Raw genomic sequence first — 18,456 nt, 5'->3', positions numbered from 1 at the left:
AGAGACTTCGTAGTTTTCACTACCCCTCTCTGAATTACGCAACGAGCTTAACATGGGTGAATCACAATTAATAGAATTTTTTTAGATTATTATGAGATAATTATTTTCATATTTTAATGACTTCATTCAACTTCCTTTTATAAATGCTTCTTTAGGCGGCAAAACCAATTTATATTTTGGGTAAAATGGGTTTATTTGCTAGACTATTAGACTATCTATAGATAAATGTTATTGTTTAAAAAATGTCTGAAATTTTTGATTCATCCATAGTGATCGTAGATGCAATAGGCAAAGCTTGCCCTATGCCACTTTTATTGTTGAAAAAACAGTTAAAAAAAATGCAGGCAATGCAAAATATTTTGTTAAAAGCATCTGACCCGCACAGTGAAATTGATATTTTACGTTATTGTCAGCTACATCAGCTTGATTGCCAATCACAACAAATTTCACAAAATGAGTTCCATTTCTTAATTAAAATTTAAGTCTGCTACTTTTTAATGTATAAAGATTCAATATTTTGCGTTAATACTTGTATAATTGAATAAAAGTTTACATTTCTAAACCCAATTTTCCTTAATTATGAATGCAAATACAATTAAGATGAGAGCCATGGTATTACCACTATTATCCTATAAGGAGAACTCATGAGTGACAGCAGCAATCAATTGATGCCCCTGTCCTTATCTGCGCCAGGTGTAAATCTGGGTGCTTATATCAGCACTGTTAACCAAATTCCGATTTTGACAGCCGAGCAAGAAAAAGAGTTGGCTGATCGTTATTTTTATGATCAAGATTTAGATGCTGCAAAAATGTTGGTGATGTCTCACTTACGTTTTGTGGTGCATATTGCCCGCAGTTATGCAGGTTATGGCTTACCGCAAGGTGACTTAATCCAAGAAGGCAATCTCGGATTAATGAAAGCTGTTAAACGTTTTGACCCCAATATGGGCGTGCGTTTAGTGTCTTTTGCCGTACATTGGATCAAAGCTGAGATTCATGAATATGTGATTCGCAACTGGCGTATTGTTAAAATTGCCACGACCAAAGCACAACGTAAACTGTTCTTTAATTTACGTAGTTTAAAAAAGTCGAGCAAAAAACTCACTTTAGAAGAAGCAAAATCCATTGCCAATGACTTGAATGTAACACCTGAACAAGTATTGGAAATGGAAGGTCGTTTAACCGCTTATGATGCTGCTTTTGAAGCGCAAGGTGATGACGATGATGAAGGTTCAACCCATGTTGCTCCTGCGTTATACCTTGAAGATAACCGCTACGACCCTGCACGTTTGATCGAAGAAGAAGATTACGAAGAACAAAGTACCAATGCCCTGCATAGCGCAATGGAACAACTAGATGATCGTTCTCGTAATATTCTACAGCGTCGTTGGTTAGATGATGATAAATCAACTTTGCATGAACTGGCTGCTGAATATAATGTTTCTGCTGAACGTATTCGTCAGTTAGAGAAAAACGCCATGGATAAAATCAAAGTGGCAATGTCATCAAATTAATCTGACATACATTTTGATTCATTTTTTAATAAAGGGGCTTATGCCCTTTTATTTTGTTCAAAAATTTATAATACACGAGTATGAAAGTTTTATTCTTGTAGATTTAGCCTTATTGATTGAAAAAAATTATGTTATGGTTATGCGCAAATTTATGTAGATGACTGACTGATGTGGATTGCAATTTCAGCATTGAACTTAGCCTTTGCAGTAGCCTTAGGTGCTTTTGGTGCGCATGGCTTAAAAAAATTAGCATCACCTGAACAATTGGCTTGGTGGCAAACTGCAACTGATTATTTCTTCTATCATGCACTTGGTCTATTGGCACTTGGGATACTCAGTAAAGTTGTTCCTCAATTACCAATTAAACTTAGCTTTATTTTGATTCAGATTGGAATTTTCTTTTTCTGTGGTTCGCTTTATATCATGGCACTTGGTTTACCTCGTTTTCTTGGTGCAATCACGCCAATTGGTGGTGCTTTGATGATCGCAGGTTGGCTCGTGCTTGCTTGGAATGCGTTTAAATACGCAAAATAAGTTGATATTTTCAATCTACAATTTGCACACTGAAATGGAATATATATGCAAATTTTCTTAAATGGTGAGCCTCAAGATACCTCTTGCCAAAACCTATTACAGCTCATTCAGGAATTGTCTTTAGAAGGCAAACGCTTTGCAGTAGAAATGAATGAAATGATCATTTCCAAAAGTAAACTCGAGCAAACGCAACTTTCTGACAAAGATCGTATTGAAATTATCCATGCTGTCGGTGGCGGCTAATTCGGCTAAAAATGGGGAAAACCATGCAAGACCTTTCCAATTCATTGAATCACCAAGACTCTCCTCTTATTATCGGTTCACGTACTTTTCAATCTCGTTTGTTGGTTGGAACGGGAAAATATAAAGACATGCAGGAAACGGATTTAGCAATCCAAGCCAGTGGTGCTGAAATCGTGACCGTAGCGATTCGCCGTGTCAATATCGGGCAAAACCCTGATCAACCAAATTTGCTTTCAGTCATCCCACCTGAAAAATACACCATTCTTCCAAATACAGCAGGCTGTTTTGATGCCAATAGTGCTGTGCGTACGTGCATGCTCGCACGTGAACTTTTAGATGGTCATAACCTTGTAAAACTTGAAGTTTTGGGTGATGAAAAAACGCTTTATCCGAATATCACTGCGACTTTAGATGCTGCACGCACATTGATTGATGATGGTTTTGAAGTCATGGTGTATACATCAGACGATCCAATTGTCGCACAAGAACTTGAAAGCATGGGCTGTGTTGCTATTATGCCTTTGGGGAGTTTGATTGGTTCTGGCTTAGGTATTTTAAATCCGCATACCATTTCGATCATTAAAGAAAATGCGAAAGTTCCTGTTTTAGTCGATGCAGGTGTCGGTACTGCAAGTGATGCTGCGATTGCAATGGAACTCGGCTGTGATGGCGTGTTGATGAACACGGCGATTGCTGCTGCGCAAAATCCTATTTTAATGGCATCAGCAATGAAAAAAGCAGTTGAAGCAGGTCGTGAAGCTTATCTTGCAGGTCGTATGCCACGTAAGCGTATGGCAAATGCAAGCTCGCCTGAAACAGGCTATTTCTTTAAGTAATTTTTTATTTGTCATTGTAGTGACACTATTTAGGCTGCTTCGGTAGCCTTTTTTATTTTTTTAAAACATTCTATCTATTTAAAATCTTATCTCGCTGTTAAAATACAATATATATCAATAAATTATTAATTTAAAATTCACAATCGGGGGATCTAGTGAGTTCAATTCAATATGCAATTTTGAGTATATCATTACTCATTCCATCACTATCTTCTGCAAATGATTGGGTGAATATTGCTTCAAGTAATGAAAGTCATTTATATCTTAACATGTCAAGCGTTAAGGAAAAGAAACAATATAATCAAACCCTTGTACAAGGGTGGATTAAATCAGTGATTTTTAATGATCTTACTCAAGATGGACTATCCGTGGGTGACTATTATATGTCACTTTATCAAACGGACTGTAATGAGCAAAAATTTGGTTTAATCACACAAACAAGGTACAAAAAAGAAAAAGTGTTTGGTGAAAGCTATCAACCTTATTCAGTCAATATGCAATACGCCATTCCTGAAACCATTGGAGCAGGCATTATTGAGTCTTTATGTATTGCCAATGAGATTAAACAAGGTCGCATCACAGCCAATGATGAATAATTTATTTATAGTCTATTCATAAATATTTAGATTCTCAGATAGAAAAAACAGCCCAAGCAGGCTGTTTTTATTGATCAATATAATCTATAAATTAAGGAATCAAACCTTCATCACGCATTGCGATTTGTACTGACTGGCGTTCTGCAACCAAGTTACGCAGTGCAACGATATTTTTAAATGGTGTTAAATCATGATGAATTACATTTGACCAATTTGTGATGACGAATAAGTATGCATCCGCAGGACCAAAACGATCATTCACTAAATAATCAAATTCAGACTCACCGAGATAATCATCAATATATTTCAACATTTTGTCAATGGTTGCATAACCACGAACTTTTTCATCTTCAGTAATTTTCGGATCAAAAAATACAGCATATTCATCATGCAGTTCTGAGTTTAAATAGCCCAACCATTCTAAAACTTTGGCACGACCTAGACCTGATGGTGGAATCAAATCTTGCCCTGCATCATGCTGTGCAATAAAAGGCAGAATTGCAACATTTTCAGTCAAAATTAAACCTGGATTAATTTCTAATGCAGGTACATAGCCTTTAGGATTGATCTCGTAATAATCTGCACCTTTTTCGGTGGTATGTGTTTTTAAATCAACACGTACTAAATCAAAATCAACATTAATTTCATTGAGTAAAATATGGGCAGCTAAAGAACATGCACCTGGAGAATAATACAACTTCATATCTAATCCTTGTTATATGACTATTTCAGTTTTAAAGGGCTTATATCGTAATTTCAAGTCGTGAAACGTGAAAATTGCAAACAAGCATAAATTTTATAAATTCGGCTACACTTTGAATATTCAGTAAAATGAATTTTTTTTCAAGTCAAAGTTTACCGTATTAGACTAATCGATGTTTTAACATACGTTTCTTTAAAATTGATGAAATCGCACAAAGCTTGCAAAAACTAGACAATAAAATTGAAAAGAGAAATTCTTTTTCACTTGGTGAAGTACTGTTAGAACCCATTCAATCATTGCCTCGTGCCTCATACTCGAAACAGGCGGTCTAAGTAGATATTTATCTTAAAACAATCAGATTGATTGTGAAAAAAGACGAATATTTCATATTTTCTATTGTTCTTAAATTGATCTTTTCAAATATACATCATCCAACACAGCCGAAGAATACTTGCATCTCACCAACTTTTTGTAGAACATGAACATAGCAATGAAAATCAGATAAATTTCAATATGATCATTCGAGATAAAAGTAACAGCTTTGCCCTGCTATTTGCATGGCATGGCACGATTCTTCCTAAAGTATTACCTGCCTTAAGTGTAGTGGTACTGATCTCAACGATCATCGTGTATTTGTCCTCACAGCATTATTTTACGTTTCCTGCTGTACCTGCGATTGGTTTCACTGTATTCGGGATTATTTTGTCGATATTTCTGAGCTTTAGAAATACGGCATGTTATGACCGTTGGTGGGAAGGACGTAAACTGTGGGGCGCTTTAATCGCTACCTCTCGTCATATTTCACGTGATAGTCATGTCTTGAATGATAATGAACGCAGAATCATGATGTATCGTGTAATGCTATTTACAGGTTTACTGCGTAATCGACTTAGAAATAGCCAACAATCTATTGAATATTATCGTGATAAAGTAAATTTCAATGAACAACAATTCAATGCGCTCTCCTCACATATCAATGCATCACAATTTGTCTTGGAAGAAATCCAAAAGTCCTTGGTACAATCCCTAAAATCAGGTGAAATTTCCGATATTATTTACCAAGGGTTGAATCATCACATTGTAGAATTAGGTGCAATTCAAGCAGGCTGTGACCGTATTTTAAGTACACCTTTGCCTTATTCTTATTCGGTTTTATTGCATCGTACAGTATATTGTTTCTGCCTGATTCTTCCCTTTAGTTTGGAATCAAGTCTAGGAATTTGGACACCTGTGATTGTCAGTTTGATTGCTTATTTATTTTTAGGATTAGATGCTTTAAGTGCTGAACTTGAAGAACCTTTTGGTTTACAGGACAATGACTTACCTTTAGATTCAATCACTCGACTGATTGAAAGAGAAATGCTTTCCTCACTCGGTGAAGAACTGTTAGAACCGATTCAATTAGTGAAAAGTAATTTAACTTGAAACCATCCTTTAGGCTATTCAAAATTAATATTTCCTACAAATTTTCAGAATCATTTGATTACTTTAAGTGATTAAATTTTAAATATAAATATCATAAGAAATAAAAGGATATAGATTATTAAAAAGAAAATTAATAGAAGTTTATACATGAATGAAATTGATAATTTTTTTCTATCACGAATCAATAAACATCCCGCACACAATAATGAGAATACTCCAAGAAGTGCGGGCAATACTATTAAAGCACCCCAAATCAGACAGCCCTCACCTTTGCAACCATGACTAATAAACAAGGATGCTCCTATAAGAGCCAAAATTAGAAAATTTAGAACTACTGTTATTTTTATATACATACAATTTCTAAAAACAATCGAATAGTATTAAATTAATCTTTCATTTTGCTATTTTCAAATCATTTCCGATAAATTTACACCACTAATTTCTTCAAATAAAAAAGCCTAATTGCATAAACAATAAGGCTTTTATTAAACATGAGCAAAAACTAACTCTGCCACTGCCCCAAAGTCACACGATCATTCCCGCCATAATCTTTTACAGTACGAACTTCCTTAAAACCCGCACCCTTAAAAATATTGCGAACCGCTTCACCCTGATCATAACCATGCTCAAGCACAATCCAACCATTAACGGCTAACCACTTCTTGCCCTGCTGAATAATATGCTCAATATCCGCCAAGCCATGATTGTCTGCCACCAAAGCACGTTCAGGTTCAGTCGCAAGATTTGCCATGTGCTCATCATCAGCATCAATATAAGGCGGATTCGACACAATCACATCAAAATATTGACGATTTAAAGCCTTAAACCAACTGCCTAAAAAGAACTTCACATGATCCAACTCATGCTTTTCAGCATTATGCAAAGCCACTTCTAAAGTCGGTTCATAAATATCTGTTGCAGTAACTTGCCACTCAGGACGTTCACTTGCCAATGATAAAGCAATCGCACCTGTACCCGTACCCAAATCAACAACACGACAATCTTCAGGCAATTCAAGTTTTAAAACAGTTTCCACCAAGATTTCAGTATCAGGACGAGGCACTAAAGTATCTTTAGTTACGGTTAAATCAAGCGTCCAAAACGGTTGCGAACCTGTGACATACGCCAAAGGTTCACCCTCAGCAATACGCTTTAAACCATCCACATATTGCTGTTCTTGTTCCTCTGTCAGTTCTTGCTCTTTTTTCATCACTAAATCAAAAGAATCAATTTTGGTAATATGTTCAAGCAACCATGCATTTTCTTGACGTTCGTAACTTTCAGGTTCACCACGTAAGGCTAAAGCCTGTGCAATATTCACTTAGCCACCATTTTGCTGTGCAAGAAGTGCCAACTGATCAGCCTGATACTCACGATGCAAACTGTCCAATAACTCGGTCAAATCCCCTTCCATCACTGCATCCAACTTATATAAAGTTAAATTAATACGGTGATCGGTCATACGACCTTGCGGATAGTTATAAGTACGAATACGTTCAGAACGGTCACCCGAACCGACGAGATCACGGCGCATTTCCGAAGTTGCAGCATCGGCAGCAGCACGTTTAGCATTTTCCAAACGAGAAACCAAAAGCGCCATCGCTTTGGCTTTGTTTTTATGCTGTGAACGTTCATCCTGACATTCCACCACAGTCCCTGTTGGAATATGGGTAATACGCACCGCAGAATCGGTTTTGTTAATGTGCTGACCACCCGCACCTGATGCACGGTAAGTGTCAATACGCAATTCTGAAGGGTTAATTTCAACCGTGGTATCAACATCAATTTCAGGAAGAATCGCCACTGTACATGCTGAAGTATGTACACGACCTTGAGATTCAGTCGCAGGAACACGTTGCACACGATGCGCGCCACTTTCAAATTTCAAGCGACCATAGACACCTTCACCATTGATCAGGCAAATGACTTCTTTATATCCACCATGTTCGCCTTCATTTTCAGACAAAATTTCAATACGCCAACCTTGGCTTTCAGCATATTTACTATACATGCGATATAAATCGCCTGAAAAAATCGCTGCCTCATCACCACCTGTACCCGCACGTACTTCCAAATAAGCAGAGTTGGCATCATTTGGGTCTTTTGGAATCATGAGAATATTTAAATCAGCTTCAAGCTGTTCGATTAAAGCTTTATTCTCTTTGATCTCTTCAATCGCCATGTCTTTAAAGTCAGGGTCTGAAGTCATTTCTTCCGCAGTTTCAATGTCTTCTTCGGCTTGCTTATATTGCTTCCAAACATTGGTAATTTCAGTTAAATCATTATGCTCACGTGACAAATTACGGAAACGCTTATTGTCTGAAATAACTTCTACATCAGCAAGTAACGCCTCTAACTCTTCATGTCGATCACAAAGTTGATCTAATCGTAAACGTAACGATTCTTTCATTTAAATAAAATCTCAAGCTTTAGCTCACCTAATATTCATTGATCAGGACAGTGATCAAAACAAATATGGCAAGACATTTAAAAATTGCGCTTAGTTTAACGACTCTCGCTTTTAAATAACACTGCTAACTCAATTTCTACTTATTTTTCATCAGATCAATATTTTCATTACGTTCTATACTCCACTCACAATCATGAACAATGTATTCAAATATTCCAACTTTAAAAGAGAAAATTAGGTATTTCTTATCAGCATCATTTTTAAATTTCACTGAAAACCTAACAATAAAATTCACATTTCCTACATCATGCGCAAAGCTTTGCTGCTTTAAAGCACAATTTTAATAGAAAGCATACATTCCGATACTAAACACTCGCATAAAGGGAAATCTTCTCCACATTTTCTGTGTCGCCTTTTGTTACATTTACCCCATCAAATAGAGATATAGAGCTGTCCATATCAGGACATGGAGCAAGACATGAAATTAAATGCATTATTATTAAGTTCTGCTTTAGCAGTGACCTCAGTTTTTACAGTAAATGCCCATGCTGACAACTCAACTCGTATTGCTGCAACATCTGCATTAGGCAGTGTCGCAGGAACTGCAATTGGTAAACAACTTGGTGGTAATACTGGTGCTATGATCGGTTCTGCGCTCGGTGGCGCAGGTGGTGCAGCAGCTGCAACCAATAAACGTGACCGTACTGCTGCTGCAATCGGTGGTGGTTTAGGTGGTGTTGGTGGTTATTCTGTTGGTAAAAATGTTGGCGGTTCAACGGGTGGTTACATCGGTTCTGCACTCGGTGCAGCAGGTGGCTCAGTACTCGGTAAAAAAGTATCAGAAGACCGTCATTATGATGACCGTAAATACAATCGCAAATATCGTAAACACCGTCATTAATAGATATGTTTATTAAAAGCACCTTTAGGTGCTTTTTTTTATTATTTTTTGAATTTATCAATGTGAAATATAGCTGCAATTCTGCTTTGATCTTGAAACGAGAACTATTCGTCATTCACCATTTTTAAAAAATGACTACATTTTAAAGCATTAAAAAATCTCTTTTAGAAAATGCCCTTGCATATTTATAACAATGTCGAATCACATCAACATCAACCCACACATGATGAATAAATAAATTATGGATAAATAAACAATGAAATTTACAAACTGCTTACGCTTAACGTCCATTTCATTACAACAGCATTCACAATCAAAGCGTAGTTATTTGCTAAATTAAGTTTAAGTTAATAAATCAAGAAGCTTCGAAAAGGAGTTTGAATATGAAATTACATACAATGATTGGCGCAACCATACTTGCAGCAACTATGATGACCACAGCTCATGCAGACAATGGTACTCGTGTAGCACTTTCTTCAGGCTTAGGTAGTGTTGTGGGTGCTGCGATTGGTAACCAAATGGGTGGTAGCACAGGTGCAATGATCGGTTCTGCACTCGGTGGCGCAGGTGGTGCAGCCGCTTCAAGTAACCGCCGTGACCGTACAGGTGCTGCGATTGGTGGAGCATTAGGTGGTGCAGGTGGTTATAGCGTAGGACGTAATGTTGCAGGCTCAACAGGTGGTTATATTGGTGCAGGTCTTGGTGCTGCTGGTGGTTCAACTTTAGGTCGTAAAGTCAGTGAAGATCGTCGTTATGACGATGATCGCTACGATAATGGTCGCTACAATGACCGCTATGATCGTCGTTACAACGACCGAGGCTATCGTGGCAGTAACTACCGTTATAATGACCGAAACTATCGCCATGATAATGGTCGCCATTTAGGTCACTACAAACATCGTGATTAATCACATCATTCACTATAAATTTTAAAAATTTTTAAGTTTCCACCTAGTAAGTTAGATCGCAAGCTGACTTTCTAGGTTTTTTTACTTCTAAATAACAAAAATTAAGATATTGTTTTATAAGCATTATTCCAAAAAAATATTTGAATATTTTGTAAGTATTTTTAATATCGACTACTTTCGATATACAAAGCATTTTTAATATCGTATTATTTCGATATATCTAATTTTGAGTACGCCGATGCGATCTTTAAAAAATACCCAATTTTCCATTTTAGAATTAGCCCCTGTCCGTGAAAATCAAGATGTAGCATTTTCACTGCAACATGCGCTTGAACTTGCACAGCATGCTGAAAAGTTGGGATATGATCGTTTATGGCTTGCAGAACATCATAATATGGATGGTATTGCAAGTTCTGCAACCGCAGTATTGCTCGGTTATCTCCTTGCCAATACACAACATTTAAAAGTGGGTTCAGGTGGCATAATGCTACCAAATCATGCTCCTCTAGTTGTTGCGGAACAGTTTGGAACATTAGCAACACTGTACCCAAATCGCATCGAACTTGGCTTAGGTCGTGCGCCAGGTTCAGACCAAATTACCATGCGTGCTTTACGCCGTGGTCGCCAAGAAACCGAAGAACAATTTCCAAATGATGTGGTGGAAATTTTAAGTTATTTTGCGGATGCTCAACCAAATCAACGTATTACTGCAACGCCTGGACAAGGCACACATGTACCTGTTTGGTTATTAGGCTCAAGTCTATTTAGTGCGCAACTTGCTGCTCGTTTAGGGCTTCCCTACTCTTTTGCCTCACACTTTGCACCACGTATGTTAGGGCAAGCCATCGCTTTATATCGTGATAATTTCCAAGCATCGGAATATCTCGACAAACCTTATGTATCAATGGGTGTACCTACCGTAGTGGCTGAGACTGATGCCGAAGCCGAATACTTAGCAACTAGTGTCTATCAACGTATTCAAAATCTTGTCACAGGTGCACCAAGCATTAAACTTAAAGCACCTGTAGAAAGCATGGAAGGTCGTTGGTCTGTTGCAGAAAAAATGGCTGTACAAAATTTCTTAGCAATGGCACAAATCGGTTCACCAAACACAGTCCAACAAGGTTTAGAAAATTTACTTGAAAAATATGAGGTCGATGAATTTATTTTCACCTGTGATATTTATGACACACAAAAACGTTTAGATAATTTTAGTCTATTAATGGATATCAAAAATTCCTTATAAATCATCATAATTTATTGTTTGGAAATAAAATAGCCATCTTGTTGTGGCTATTTTTACATTCATCATGGAACTATTTTTTCTAACCGAACCCTTTAACAAGAATATTTGTATGTATCACCAACCTAACAACACAAAGATACTTCCTATAAAAATATCAATAAAATCAAATAAAAACTTAAAATCATCGAGCCTTATTTTAAAAAGCTCATCCAATTTTTTGAAATAATTTGCCATCCCTTTTGCTTTAAACATAAAGGATGATATAAAACAGTAAAAGCGATAAGGAAAATAACAATGGATCAATTCATCAATAAACCTACACCTGCTTTTATTGCTGCAAGTTGGGTAGCATTACTTGCAGGTGCAGCTGCCTATATGGTGGGTTTATTTAATGCCGATATGTTATTGAATGAAAAAGGTTATTATTTAATTCTAATTTTATATGGTTTATTTTCAGCCGTTTCTTTGCAAAAAATTATCCGTGATCGCCTTGAAGGGATGCATGTAACACCGATATATTTTGGCTTATGTTGGGCATCGGTGGTGATTTGCATTGTACTTTTAGCGATGGGTTTATGGAATGCTAGTTTACTCTTAAGCGAAAAAGGTTTTTATATTATGGCTTTTTTACTGAGTTTATTTGGTGCTGTTGCCGTACAAAAAAATATTCGAGATTTAGAATATATTCGCAATAAAAATGCACCTGAATTGACCACAAAGATGTTAGAGGAAAATCATAAAGCGATTGAATCTAATAAAGATATTTATAATGATGATAAGTTTTAATTTCAAATAAAAGAGGTGCACTATGCACCTCTTTTTAGGCTGATTTATGCTTTTTTTAACTCATAATCGTATAACACACCTTCATCATCATAATGCAGTACGATATTTTTAGATTTTTGCATTTTGGATAATTCATCTGTGCTAATCGAAAAATCCTCTGCCAACGTGGACTGCGTTACATTTGAGACTTTGGGATCTTTGGCTTTACGATAGCGCAACCAATTGTAACTTGCCCACAGAAGTAAAGATGCACAACAAATCGTAATCAAAAATGCTAACCAAACAAAATTATAAAGTTGTACATAAACTTGTTCTGTAAAAATATAACTTTTGATCAATTTACCTTGATAAATCCAAAGCACCGCTGTTGCTAAAGGCAATAATAAGAATGTCCATAATGTCCAACCGAACATTTGCAGACTATAATACATTGCTTTATTTTTCACATAATGAGGTTGATCAATATATGTTGGAATATCGAGTTTCGATTCATCGGTAATCACATTGGATTGAAAATTACTCATTCATCATCTCCTCTAAAACCACGATCAGGACTCACCCATCTCGCTCTCTTTTTACGTGCAAATAATGCCTTTGGTACTGCAACGATTGTAGTTGCTGCCCCTAAAAGCCAGAAAAATAATGGATACCAGATCACCCAGAAATAGTTTCGAAAAAAGCGATGATCATCGTAGCGTTTGTCGATATACAAACTAATGAAGAATTGGATCAGACAGGTCATGGCAAGAATTACGCCATACCACTGTGGAAGTAAGGACTTAATATACCATTCTGTAGGAACAGTCACAAATAGCCCTACAAAAAACAAAACCATAATGAGCAAAATAACATATGCCCAAATCATGCTAGTCAAAGCCTCCAATGCCACAGGCCACATTTTTAAAGCACTGATTTTAAACAGCTTTGGAAAATAGCTACGCAATACTTCAACACCACCTTGTGCCCAACGTACACGCTGTTTCCATAAACCTGTAAATGTTTCAGGCATATAGATATAACACAGCGCATTCGGCACATAGTGAATATCCCATTGTGCAAGTTGTATTTTCCAAGAAATATCAATGTCTTCGGTAATTTTATCATCTGACCAAAAACCCACTTGTTCCAAAGCTGTTTTACGGAATCCTGCAATCACACCTGATACAGTAAAAATGCGCCCATAGGTACGTTGTGCACGTTTGATCAAACCAATAATAGATGAAAATTCACCAACCTGTAATTTTCCTAAAATACTAGAACGATTTAAAATACGTGGGTTGCCTGTAACCGCACCCACACGATTGAACATCGTCAAATGGTGCATCATCCAAATTGCGGCATGTGGATGTAGAAGTGCATCCCCATCAATACAAATCAAATATTCAAACTGACTCACGATCATGCCTGAACGCAGAGCAAAAGCTTTTCCTTGATTTTCAGCCAAATGCACCACGCGTAAACTCGGATATTGCTGAGCTAATTCATCTAAAATTTCTGCGGTTCGATCTGAACTACCATCATTAACCGCAATCACTTCAAACTTCGGATATTGCGTTTGTAAGGCATAGCGAATGGTTTCACGTACCTGTGCTTCTTCATTAAAACACGGAATAATAATGCTACAGCCTTGTTGGGAAATAGCAGGTAATTGGTTACGTTTATATTCACGTTTAAAGAAAAACCATAAACCACCAATCATCCATGTCCACGCCATAACCAAAGGATACAGAAAGGCAAATAAAAATAAATATTCAATATTTGTCATGGCGATTTCCCTTGTGTTGCATAAATAAAGGGATTGCGATAAGTCAATGGACTTTGATTCAAACTCAAAGGTGTATATAAATATGTTTGAATTTTTGCTGCATTATTTAAGTTATAATGATTAATTGCCAACTTTTGGATACCCATTCGTTGTAAAGTCAAGAAATTGGCTTGAATATGCTGCCAATCTTTCTCTGTTTGTGCTGAATCCACCACCAAAGTCAGCATGATTTTGGCTTTTTGTTCAGCACTCAAAGACTGAACTTGTTGTATAAATTGTTTAAAATCTTGTGGATGACGAATACTGTCTAATTCAAAATTAAATAAATTAACCTGATCATTAAAGTGATTAAAAAAAGGAATCAATTTATTTTTTTGCAATGCTAAAAGCTGTACCTGTAAACCCAATTTAAATGGATTACTGATATTTGAATAGCGTATAGAATTTTGCTTTAACTGCTGTAAAGTTTGTTGCAAATATTTTTGTTGTTCTATACACGATGCTGACATCACGCTTTGAAAGGCGCACTGCAAAGCCTGATCTGTTTTTAAAATAATACCATCCAAACCTGTATTATTTTTCAACAAATCTGTGGCTAAATGCACCGAAAATTGCGCTTGCTGTTGCTCTAAAGCATAAGGCAATTGTGCATATACTTTATTAAAAATTCGAGTCTTTGCCTGCCACACAGTTCGATTCAACACATCAGCTTTGACAGGCAAATAGCGATTTGGAAAATAAGCAGCATCATATACGCCATCTTGATTCTGATCTTCCACCACGTTTAACAGCAATGCATTACTTTTTAAAGCATTGGTTAAATCTAAAATTTGTCCCAATTGCTGATCTGCTTGGCTATAATTTGTGGAAAATTGTCCCAAATCAAAACTCAGAGCACGAATCGGCTCATATAACGGAAATGCTTTATAATGAATAGAATCCGTCATTTGTTCATACAGATCTTCTGAATTGGGATTATTCACTGCCAAACCACGTTGAAAAGTACCATCTTGCACACTATTGACCGCATCTGTGCCCAAACTAAAAGACAATGGCAACCCTGCTTGCTGTGCTAGTTTTTCAGTTTCAATATTCACTGCACCATAAGGCCAAACGATTGCCAAAGGTGCAACGCCTACTTCTTTGCTTAAAATCTCTCTAGATTTTATTAAGTCTTGCAGAATACGTTGTTCATATTCTTGCTGAGTTTCATAGCGTTTTAGGGTGGTTAAATATTGTCGTGTAATTGCTGCGGGCTGCTGATTATTTTGGGGATTTGCTAAAATTCCTTGATGTAAATCATGCGAATGGCTAGCAAATTCGACCCAACCTGATTTTTGCATTTCTCGTACTTGCGCCCATGTCATTTCATTACCCTGACCATAAGCTTCATAAATGGCTTTGGTATTACCATTCATCCAACTGGTCACTAAAGCAAAAACCACAGGAATTTTATATTCCTTCGCCAAAGGAAATACTCGACGATAATGACTGAGTGCACCATCATCAAAACTGATCAGCACCGCATTTTTAGGTAAAGCTGCACCGCCCTGACGTGCTTGCATAATCTGCTTTAGGCTCACAGGATGCCAGTCTGAACGTTTTAACCATTCAAAAAATTGCACCAAATTTTGTGTGCTTATAGCATAAGGATCACGATCTCCAACTTTTAGCACATCATCACGTACATCATGAAAAGTTAAACTGACAAAATGCTGCTGATCAAAAAACACTTTTTGTTCTTGTTCAGTTTTGATCATCTGTTGATTTTCAGCAGTTTCAGCAAAAGCTTGTATAGACATTGCCATACATGTACTCAGCAATAGTGATTTTGAAAGTTGCTTTGAAAATTGATCGAAAGTTTTCATTAAAAGCGCCCCTCAAAACCTAAATTTCCATACACTTGATTTTCATATTCGCCATCGTAAGCATGAATCCCGTAGCCAATGCCATAACGTAAAGACCATGTTCTCGACAATTTCCAAAGATGTTGATATTGCAGATCAGCAATCGGTTTACCATCAAAGTTTTTTTGTTGAAAAATACCCACACCTACACCAAAGCGTTGTGTGAATGAACGTTCGTACTCACGCCAAGTCATCCAATCATGGCTCAAACTGAGTCCAACACTGGTACTTTGTTTGGGGCTAAAATAAGACACATTATCTAGTCGATTTTTACCGTAATAGGCATTTACACCTGCTGTCGTGGTGTGATGTAGACGAAGAAAAATACGCTGAGAATAATCCGCAGAAAACTCTTGTCTCAAATTTCCATCATCAATATCAGTTCGGTTATAAGCAAAACCTGCTTGGCGAGATTCATTTTGTTTCCACCGTATACCGCCACCAAAAGCATGTCCTTCTTTATCAAGTTCAACTGCTTGTAGCGGAATATCGGCTTGACTATTGGCAGTTAAATAATATTGCCAATGATCATTTAGCTGATGAGTCCATTCTGCCTCTAGCCCTTGTCGTTCAGCATGGCTATTTTGTGATGCCGTCACAGTTAAAGACTTCCTTTGATTTTGCCATTGTAGCCCCATACCATAACGTTGTTGCTCTAAGTCACCTTGACGATATTTCCCCCAAATATCACGATGCTCGATAAAAGCACGGTAATTATCAGCAAACCACGGTGTATAAATCGTGGTATTTAACTCACGATCACGAGACCCTTTTAAACCTTCTGAAATATTATTTTGATCCGCATGACTACGAGAAAAACGGCTGCTGTGCTGAATCGTGGCATGATCACGATCATCTAATTCTTTACGGCTTTTATCTACACCCGTATCATCTGGATAATCTTGACTTAATTGCGTATTTAACTGTCGCCAATCTTGGATATTGCCCAAAGCTTGTGCATTTTGCATTTGATTGATTCGTGTTTGTTTCGACACAGGCAATAAACCATTTAAACGTGCTAAGGTTTGTGCAGCCTGCTCAGGCTTATCACGCCATCTTTGGATTTGCGAGAGCTGATTCAAACCATCATCGGTATTAGAAGTCTTTTCTACTAATCCCTCAAAATATGGCTCAGCAATATCTAAACGATTACTATATGCCCAGTCCAATCCTCGCAAACCAATATATTGCGTACGATCAGCATGTACTGATTTATCCACACCTTTGGCTTGGCTATACTGAAATGTTGGCAATAAATGATCAATCTCATGAATCAACTGATTGGCTTGATCATATTTCTCTTGTTCAATCAATGAATAATAAAAAGCACTATAAACTGACATATCAGAATAATTTTTTTCAGTGATCAGCGTCCGATATAACTGCTCTGCTGATGCAGCCTGATGCTCTGCCAAATATGCATCTGCAATGGCTTGCCGTACATAAGGTGGCATGGCGGTTACAGCAGGTAATGTAACCTTATTTAAAATATTCAACACTTGTTGTGAACGCCCACGATAGCTGAGCGCATATAAATAATCATAATAAAAACGATTAAAAAAAGGTTGCACCAAAATATTCTGTTGAGCAATCTGCTCTGCCTCAGCTAAAACCCGATCTAATTTTTCATAACTCACTGCATCACTTTCACCACGACCCGCCAAATATTGATGACGCTTCACCGCAGCATTAATTTCTTGTGCCCAATGCCCCAATTGAATTTGCTGAATTAAATTGGCATCCCATTGTGTTTCTGAATGTTTTTTCATCAATGCATCAGCACGCTGATAGCTACCTAATGCCATCAAACTATTCACATATTCTGTTTGAATATTTTGATCTAAAGGTTTCTTTTCATAAGCATATTGAATCGCATGTACTGCTTCTGCGGGATGATTAATAATCCGATAACTATAGGCAACTTGCATCAGTTGATCCGCAGCTAAACCCTTTAAATCAATGCGTTTCAAGACTGAGTATGCTTGCTCCGCTTGTTTATTTTCACTGTATAAAATGGCTGTTAAAATATTTACTTGCGTCTGATTTTTCTTTTGATATGGCTCAAACTGCTGCAACAAATGAATCGCTTGCGCAAACTGTTTTTGATCTCGTAATAATTTCACTACTGTAAACTGTGCATATTCAGGAAACTGTTTGGGTTGAATACGCTGTGTTAAATTAAATAATGTTACTGTATCTAAAGTACGAATTGGAGCAACTGACAGTAAATAATCAGCAATAACTTTTTGATTATTTGGATATTGTTGTAATAATCTAGTCAATACAGCAACACCTTGTTGTATTTGACCATTTTTAATATATAGCACCGCCTGCTCTCGTAAAGCATCAGGTGTATTTTCAGCATGCGTACAACTTATTCCCAAATAAAACAAAACACTAATAGGAAAAAAATAATATAAATTATGCATAATCACTCTAAATAAAACGTGAACCAATTATCATTTTTATTTTATTTGTATAATAAATTATGCATTGTTAACTTATGTTCATCCTATTATTTTAGCTTATTCATTAAAAATACTGATATATCAGCGCACTATAATTGTTCATTTTTTGAGTGGAAATTTATTCTATTCTTTCACGTAATTCTAATACGTATATTTGTATTAGAAATTTAAATAACTTTTAAAAAATATTTCACAATAAGATTAAAAAATTGGG

General features: G+C 36.6%; 18 protein-coding genes. 11 read left to right on the top strand and 7 right to left on the bottom strand.

The window, feature by feature from the left end:
* Positions 1-242 precede the first annotated feature (242 nt).
* From AVJ19_RS15560 to AVJ19_RS15535, 6 genes are all read left to right on the top strand, one after another.
* Entirely contained in the window at positions 243-482 is a 240-nt protein-coding gene (locus tag AVJ19_RS15560) for a sulfurtransferase TusA family protein (RefSeq protein ID WP_111860565.1), read from the top strand.
* A gap of 162 nt (positions 483-644) precedes the next feature.
* Positions 645-1,514: an RNA polymerase sigma factor RpoH gene (rpoH, locus tag AVJ19_RS15555; protein WP_068974492.1), complete on the top strand. Its 870-nt coding sequence runs from the start codon at positions 645-647 to the stop codon at positions 1,512-1,514.
* Positions 1,515-1,682: 168 nt separating this feature from the next.
* A complete protein-coding gene (locus AVJ19_RS15550; protein WP_111860564.1) occupies positions 1,683-2,048 on the top strand; it encodes a DUF423 domain-containing protein in 366 nt (121 codons plus the stop codon).
* Positions 2,049-2,093: 45 nt separating this feature from the next.
* Positions 2,094-2,291, top strand: coding sequence for a sulfur carrier protein ThiS (gene thiS / locus AVJ19_RS15545; protein WP_068974490.1), 198 nt, complete (start codon positions 2,094-2,096; stop codon positions 2,289-2,291).
* A gap of 23 nt (positions 2,292-2,314) precedes the next feature.
* Entirely contained in the window at positions 2,315-3,127 is an 813-nt protein-coding gene (locus tag AVJ19_RS15540) for a thiazole synthase (protein WP_068974489.1), read from the top strand.
* A 155-nt stretch (positions 3,128-3,282) separates the two neighbouring features.
* Positions 3,283-3,723: a surface-adhesin E family protein gene (locus AVJ19_RS15535; RefSeq protein WP_087554052.1), complete on the top strand. Its 441-nt coding sequence runs from the start codon at positions 3,283-3,285 to the stop codon at positions 3,721-3,723.
* 91 nt (positions 3,724-3,814) lie between these two features.
* On the opposite strand, the gene AVJ19_RS15530 is transcribed toward AVJ19_RS15535, so the two are convergent.
* On the bottom strand, positions 3,815-4,426 hold the full coding sequence (locus AVJ19_RS15530; RefSeq protein ID WP_111860563.1) for a glutathione S-transferase N-terminal domain-containing protein: 612 nt from the start codon (positions 4,424-4,426) through the stop codon (positions 3,815-3,817).
* Positions 4,427-4,939: 513 nt separating this feature from the next.
* Between AVJ19_RS15530 and AVJ19_RS15525 the strand changes: the two genes are divergently transcribed.
* Positions 4,940-5,851, top strand: coding sequence for a bestrophin family protein (locus tag AVJ19_RS15525; protein WP_111860562.1), 912 nt, complete (start codon positions 4,940-4,942; stop codon positions 5,849-5,851).
* Between the two features lie 502 nt (positions 5,852-6,353).
* Here the strand turns inward: AVJ19_RS15525 and prmC are convergent.
* Both prmC and prfA read right to left on the bottom strand, forming a co-directional pair.
* Positions 6,354-7,172 carry a peptide chain release factor N(5)-glutamine methyltransferase gene (gene prmC, locus AVJ19_RS15515; protein ID WP_111860560.1) on the bottom strand — a complete coding sequence of 273 codons (819 nt, stop codon included), beginning with the start codon at positions 7,170-7,172 and terminating at the stop codon, positions 6,354-6,356.
* Positions 7,173-8,261 (bottom strand): peptide chain release factor 1, encoded by a 1,089-nt coding sequence (gene prfA / locus AVJ19_RS15510; protein ID WP_111860559.1) that lies wholly within the window; start codon positions 8,259-8,261, stop codon positions 7,173-7,175.
* 478 nt (positions 8,262-8,739) lie between these two features.
* Here prfA and AVJ19_RS15505 point away from each other — a divergent pair, with 478 nt between their 5' ends.
* The 4 genes from AVJ19_RS15505 to yiaA all read left to right on the top strand — a co-directional run bounded on the left by AVJ19_RS15505 (position 8,740) and on the right by yiaA (position 12,102).
* Positions 8,740-9,162 carry a hypothetical protein gene (locus AVJ19_RS15505; RefSeq protein WP_111860578.1) on the top strand — a complete coding sequence of 141 codons (423 nt, stop codon included), beginning with the start codon at positions 8,740-8,742 and terminating at the stop codon, positions 9,160-9,162.
* 383 nt (positions 9,163-9,545) lie between these two features.
* Complete coding sequence (locus AVJ19_RS15500) at positions 9,546-10,070, top strand: hypothetical protein (protein ID WP_111860558.1); 525 nt, start codon at positions 9,546-9,548, stop codon at positions 10,068-10,070.
* A gap of 238 nt (positions 10,071-10,308) precedes the next feature.
* Entirely contained in the window at positions 10,309-11,316 is a 1,008-nt protein-coding gene (locus AVJ19_RS15495) for an LLM class flavin-dependent oxidoreductase (RefSeq protein ID WP_111860557.1), read from the top strand.
* Positions 11,317-11,610: 294 nt separating this feature from the next.
* A complete protein-coding gene (yiaA, locus tag AVJ19_RS15490) occupies positions 11,611-12,102 on the top strand; it encodes an inner membrane protein YiaA (protein WP_111860556.1) in 492 nt (163 codons plus the stop codon).
* 44 nt (positions 12,103-12,146) lie between these two features.
* On the opposite strand, the gene pgaD is transcribed toward yiaA, so the two are convergent.
* The 4 genes from pgaD to pgaA are packed head-to-tail and all read right to left on the bottom strand — an operon-like array spanning position 12,147 to position 18,203.
* Positions 12,147-12,626, bottom strand: coding sequence for a poly-beta-1,6-N-acetyl-D-glucosamine biosynthesis protein PgaD (gene pgaD / locus AVJ19_RS15485; RefSeq protein ID WP_111860555.1), 480 nt, complete (start codon positions 12,624-12,626; stop codon positions 12,147-12,149).
* On the bottom strand, positions 12,623-13,867 hold the full coding sequence (gene pgaC, locus AVJ19_RS15480) for a poly-beta-1,6-N-acetyl-D-glucosamine synthase (protein ID WP_111860554.1): 1,245 nt from the start codon (positions 13,865-13,867) through the stop codon (positions 12,623-12,625). Before pgaC ends, pgaD begins: the two co-directional genes overlap by 4 nt.
* The gene (gene pgaB, locus AVJ19_RS15475; RefSeq protein WP_111860553.1) at positions 13,864-15,735 is read right to left on the bottom strand and encodes a poly-beta-1,6-N-acetyl-D-glucosamine N-deacetylase PgaB; all 1,872 of its coding nucleotides are present in this window, start codon (positions 15,733-15,735) and stop codon (positions 13,864-13,866) included. The genes pgaC and pgaB overlap by 4 nt, the downstream gene beginning before the upstream one ends.
* Complete coding sequence (gene pgaA, locus AVJ19_RS15470) at positions 15,735-18,203, bottom strand: poly-beta-1,6 N-acetyl-D-glucosamine export porin PgaA (protein WP_111860552.1); 2,469 nt, start codon at positions 18,201-18,203, stop codon at positions 15,735-15,737. The genes pgaB and pgaA overlap by 1 nt, the downstream gene beginning before the upstream one ends.
* Positions 18,204-18,456: the final 253 nt, after the last annotated feature.

The sequence above is a fragment of the Acinetobacter sp. CFCC 10889 genome, assembly GCF_003268395.1.
Classification (GTDB): domain Bacteria; phylum Pseudomonadota; class Gammaproteobacteria; order Pseudomonadales; family Moraxellaceae; genus Acinetobacter.
Note: the sequence above shows the minus strand (reverse complement) of the source record. Positions and strands in the feature narration are given on the sequence as shown.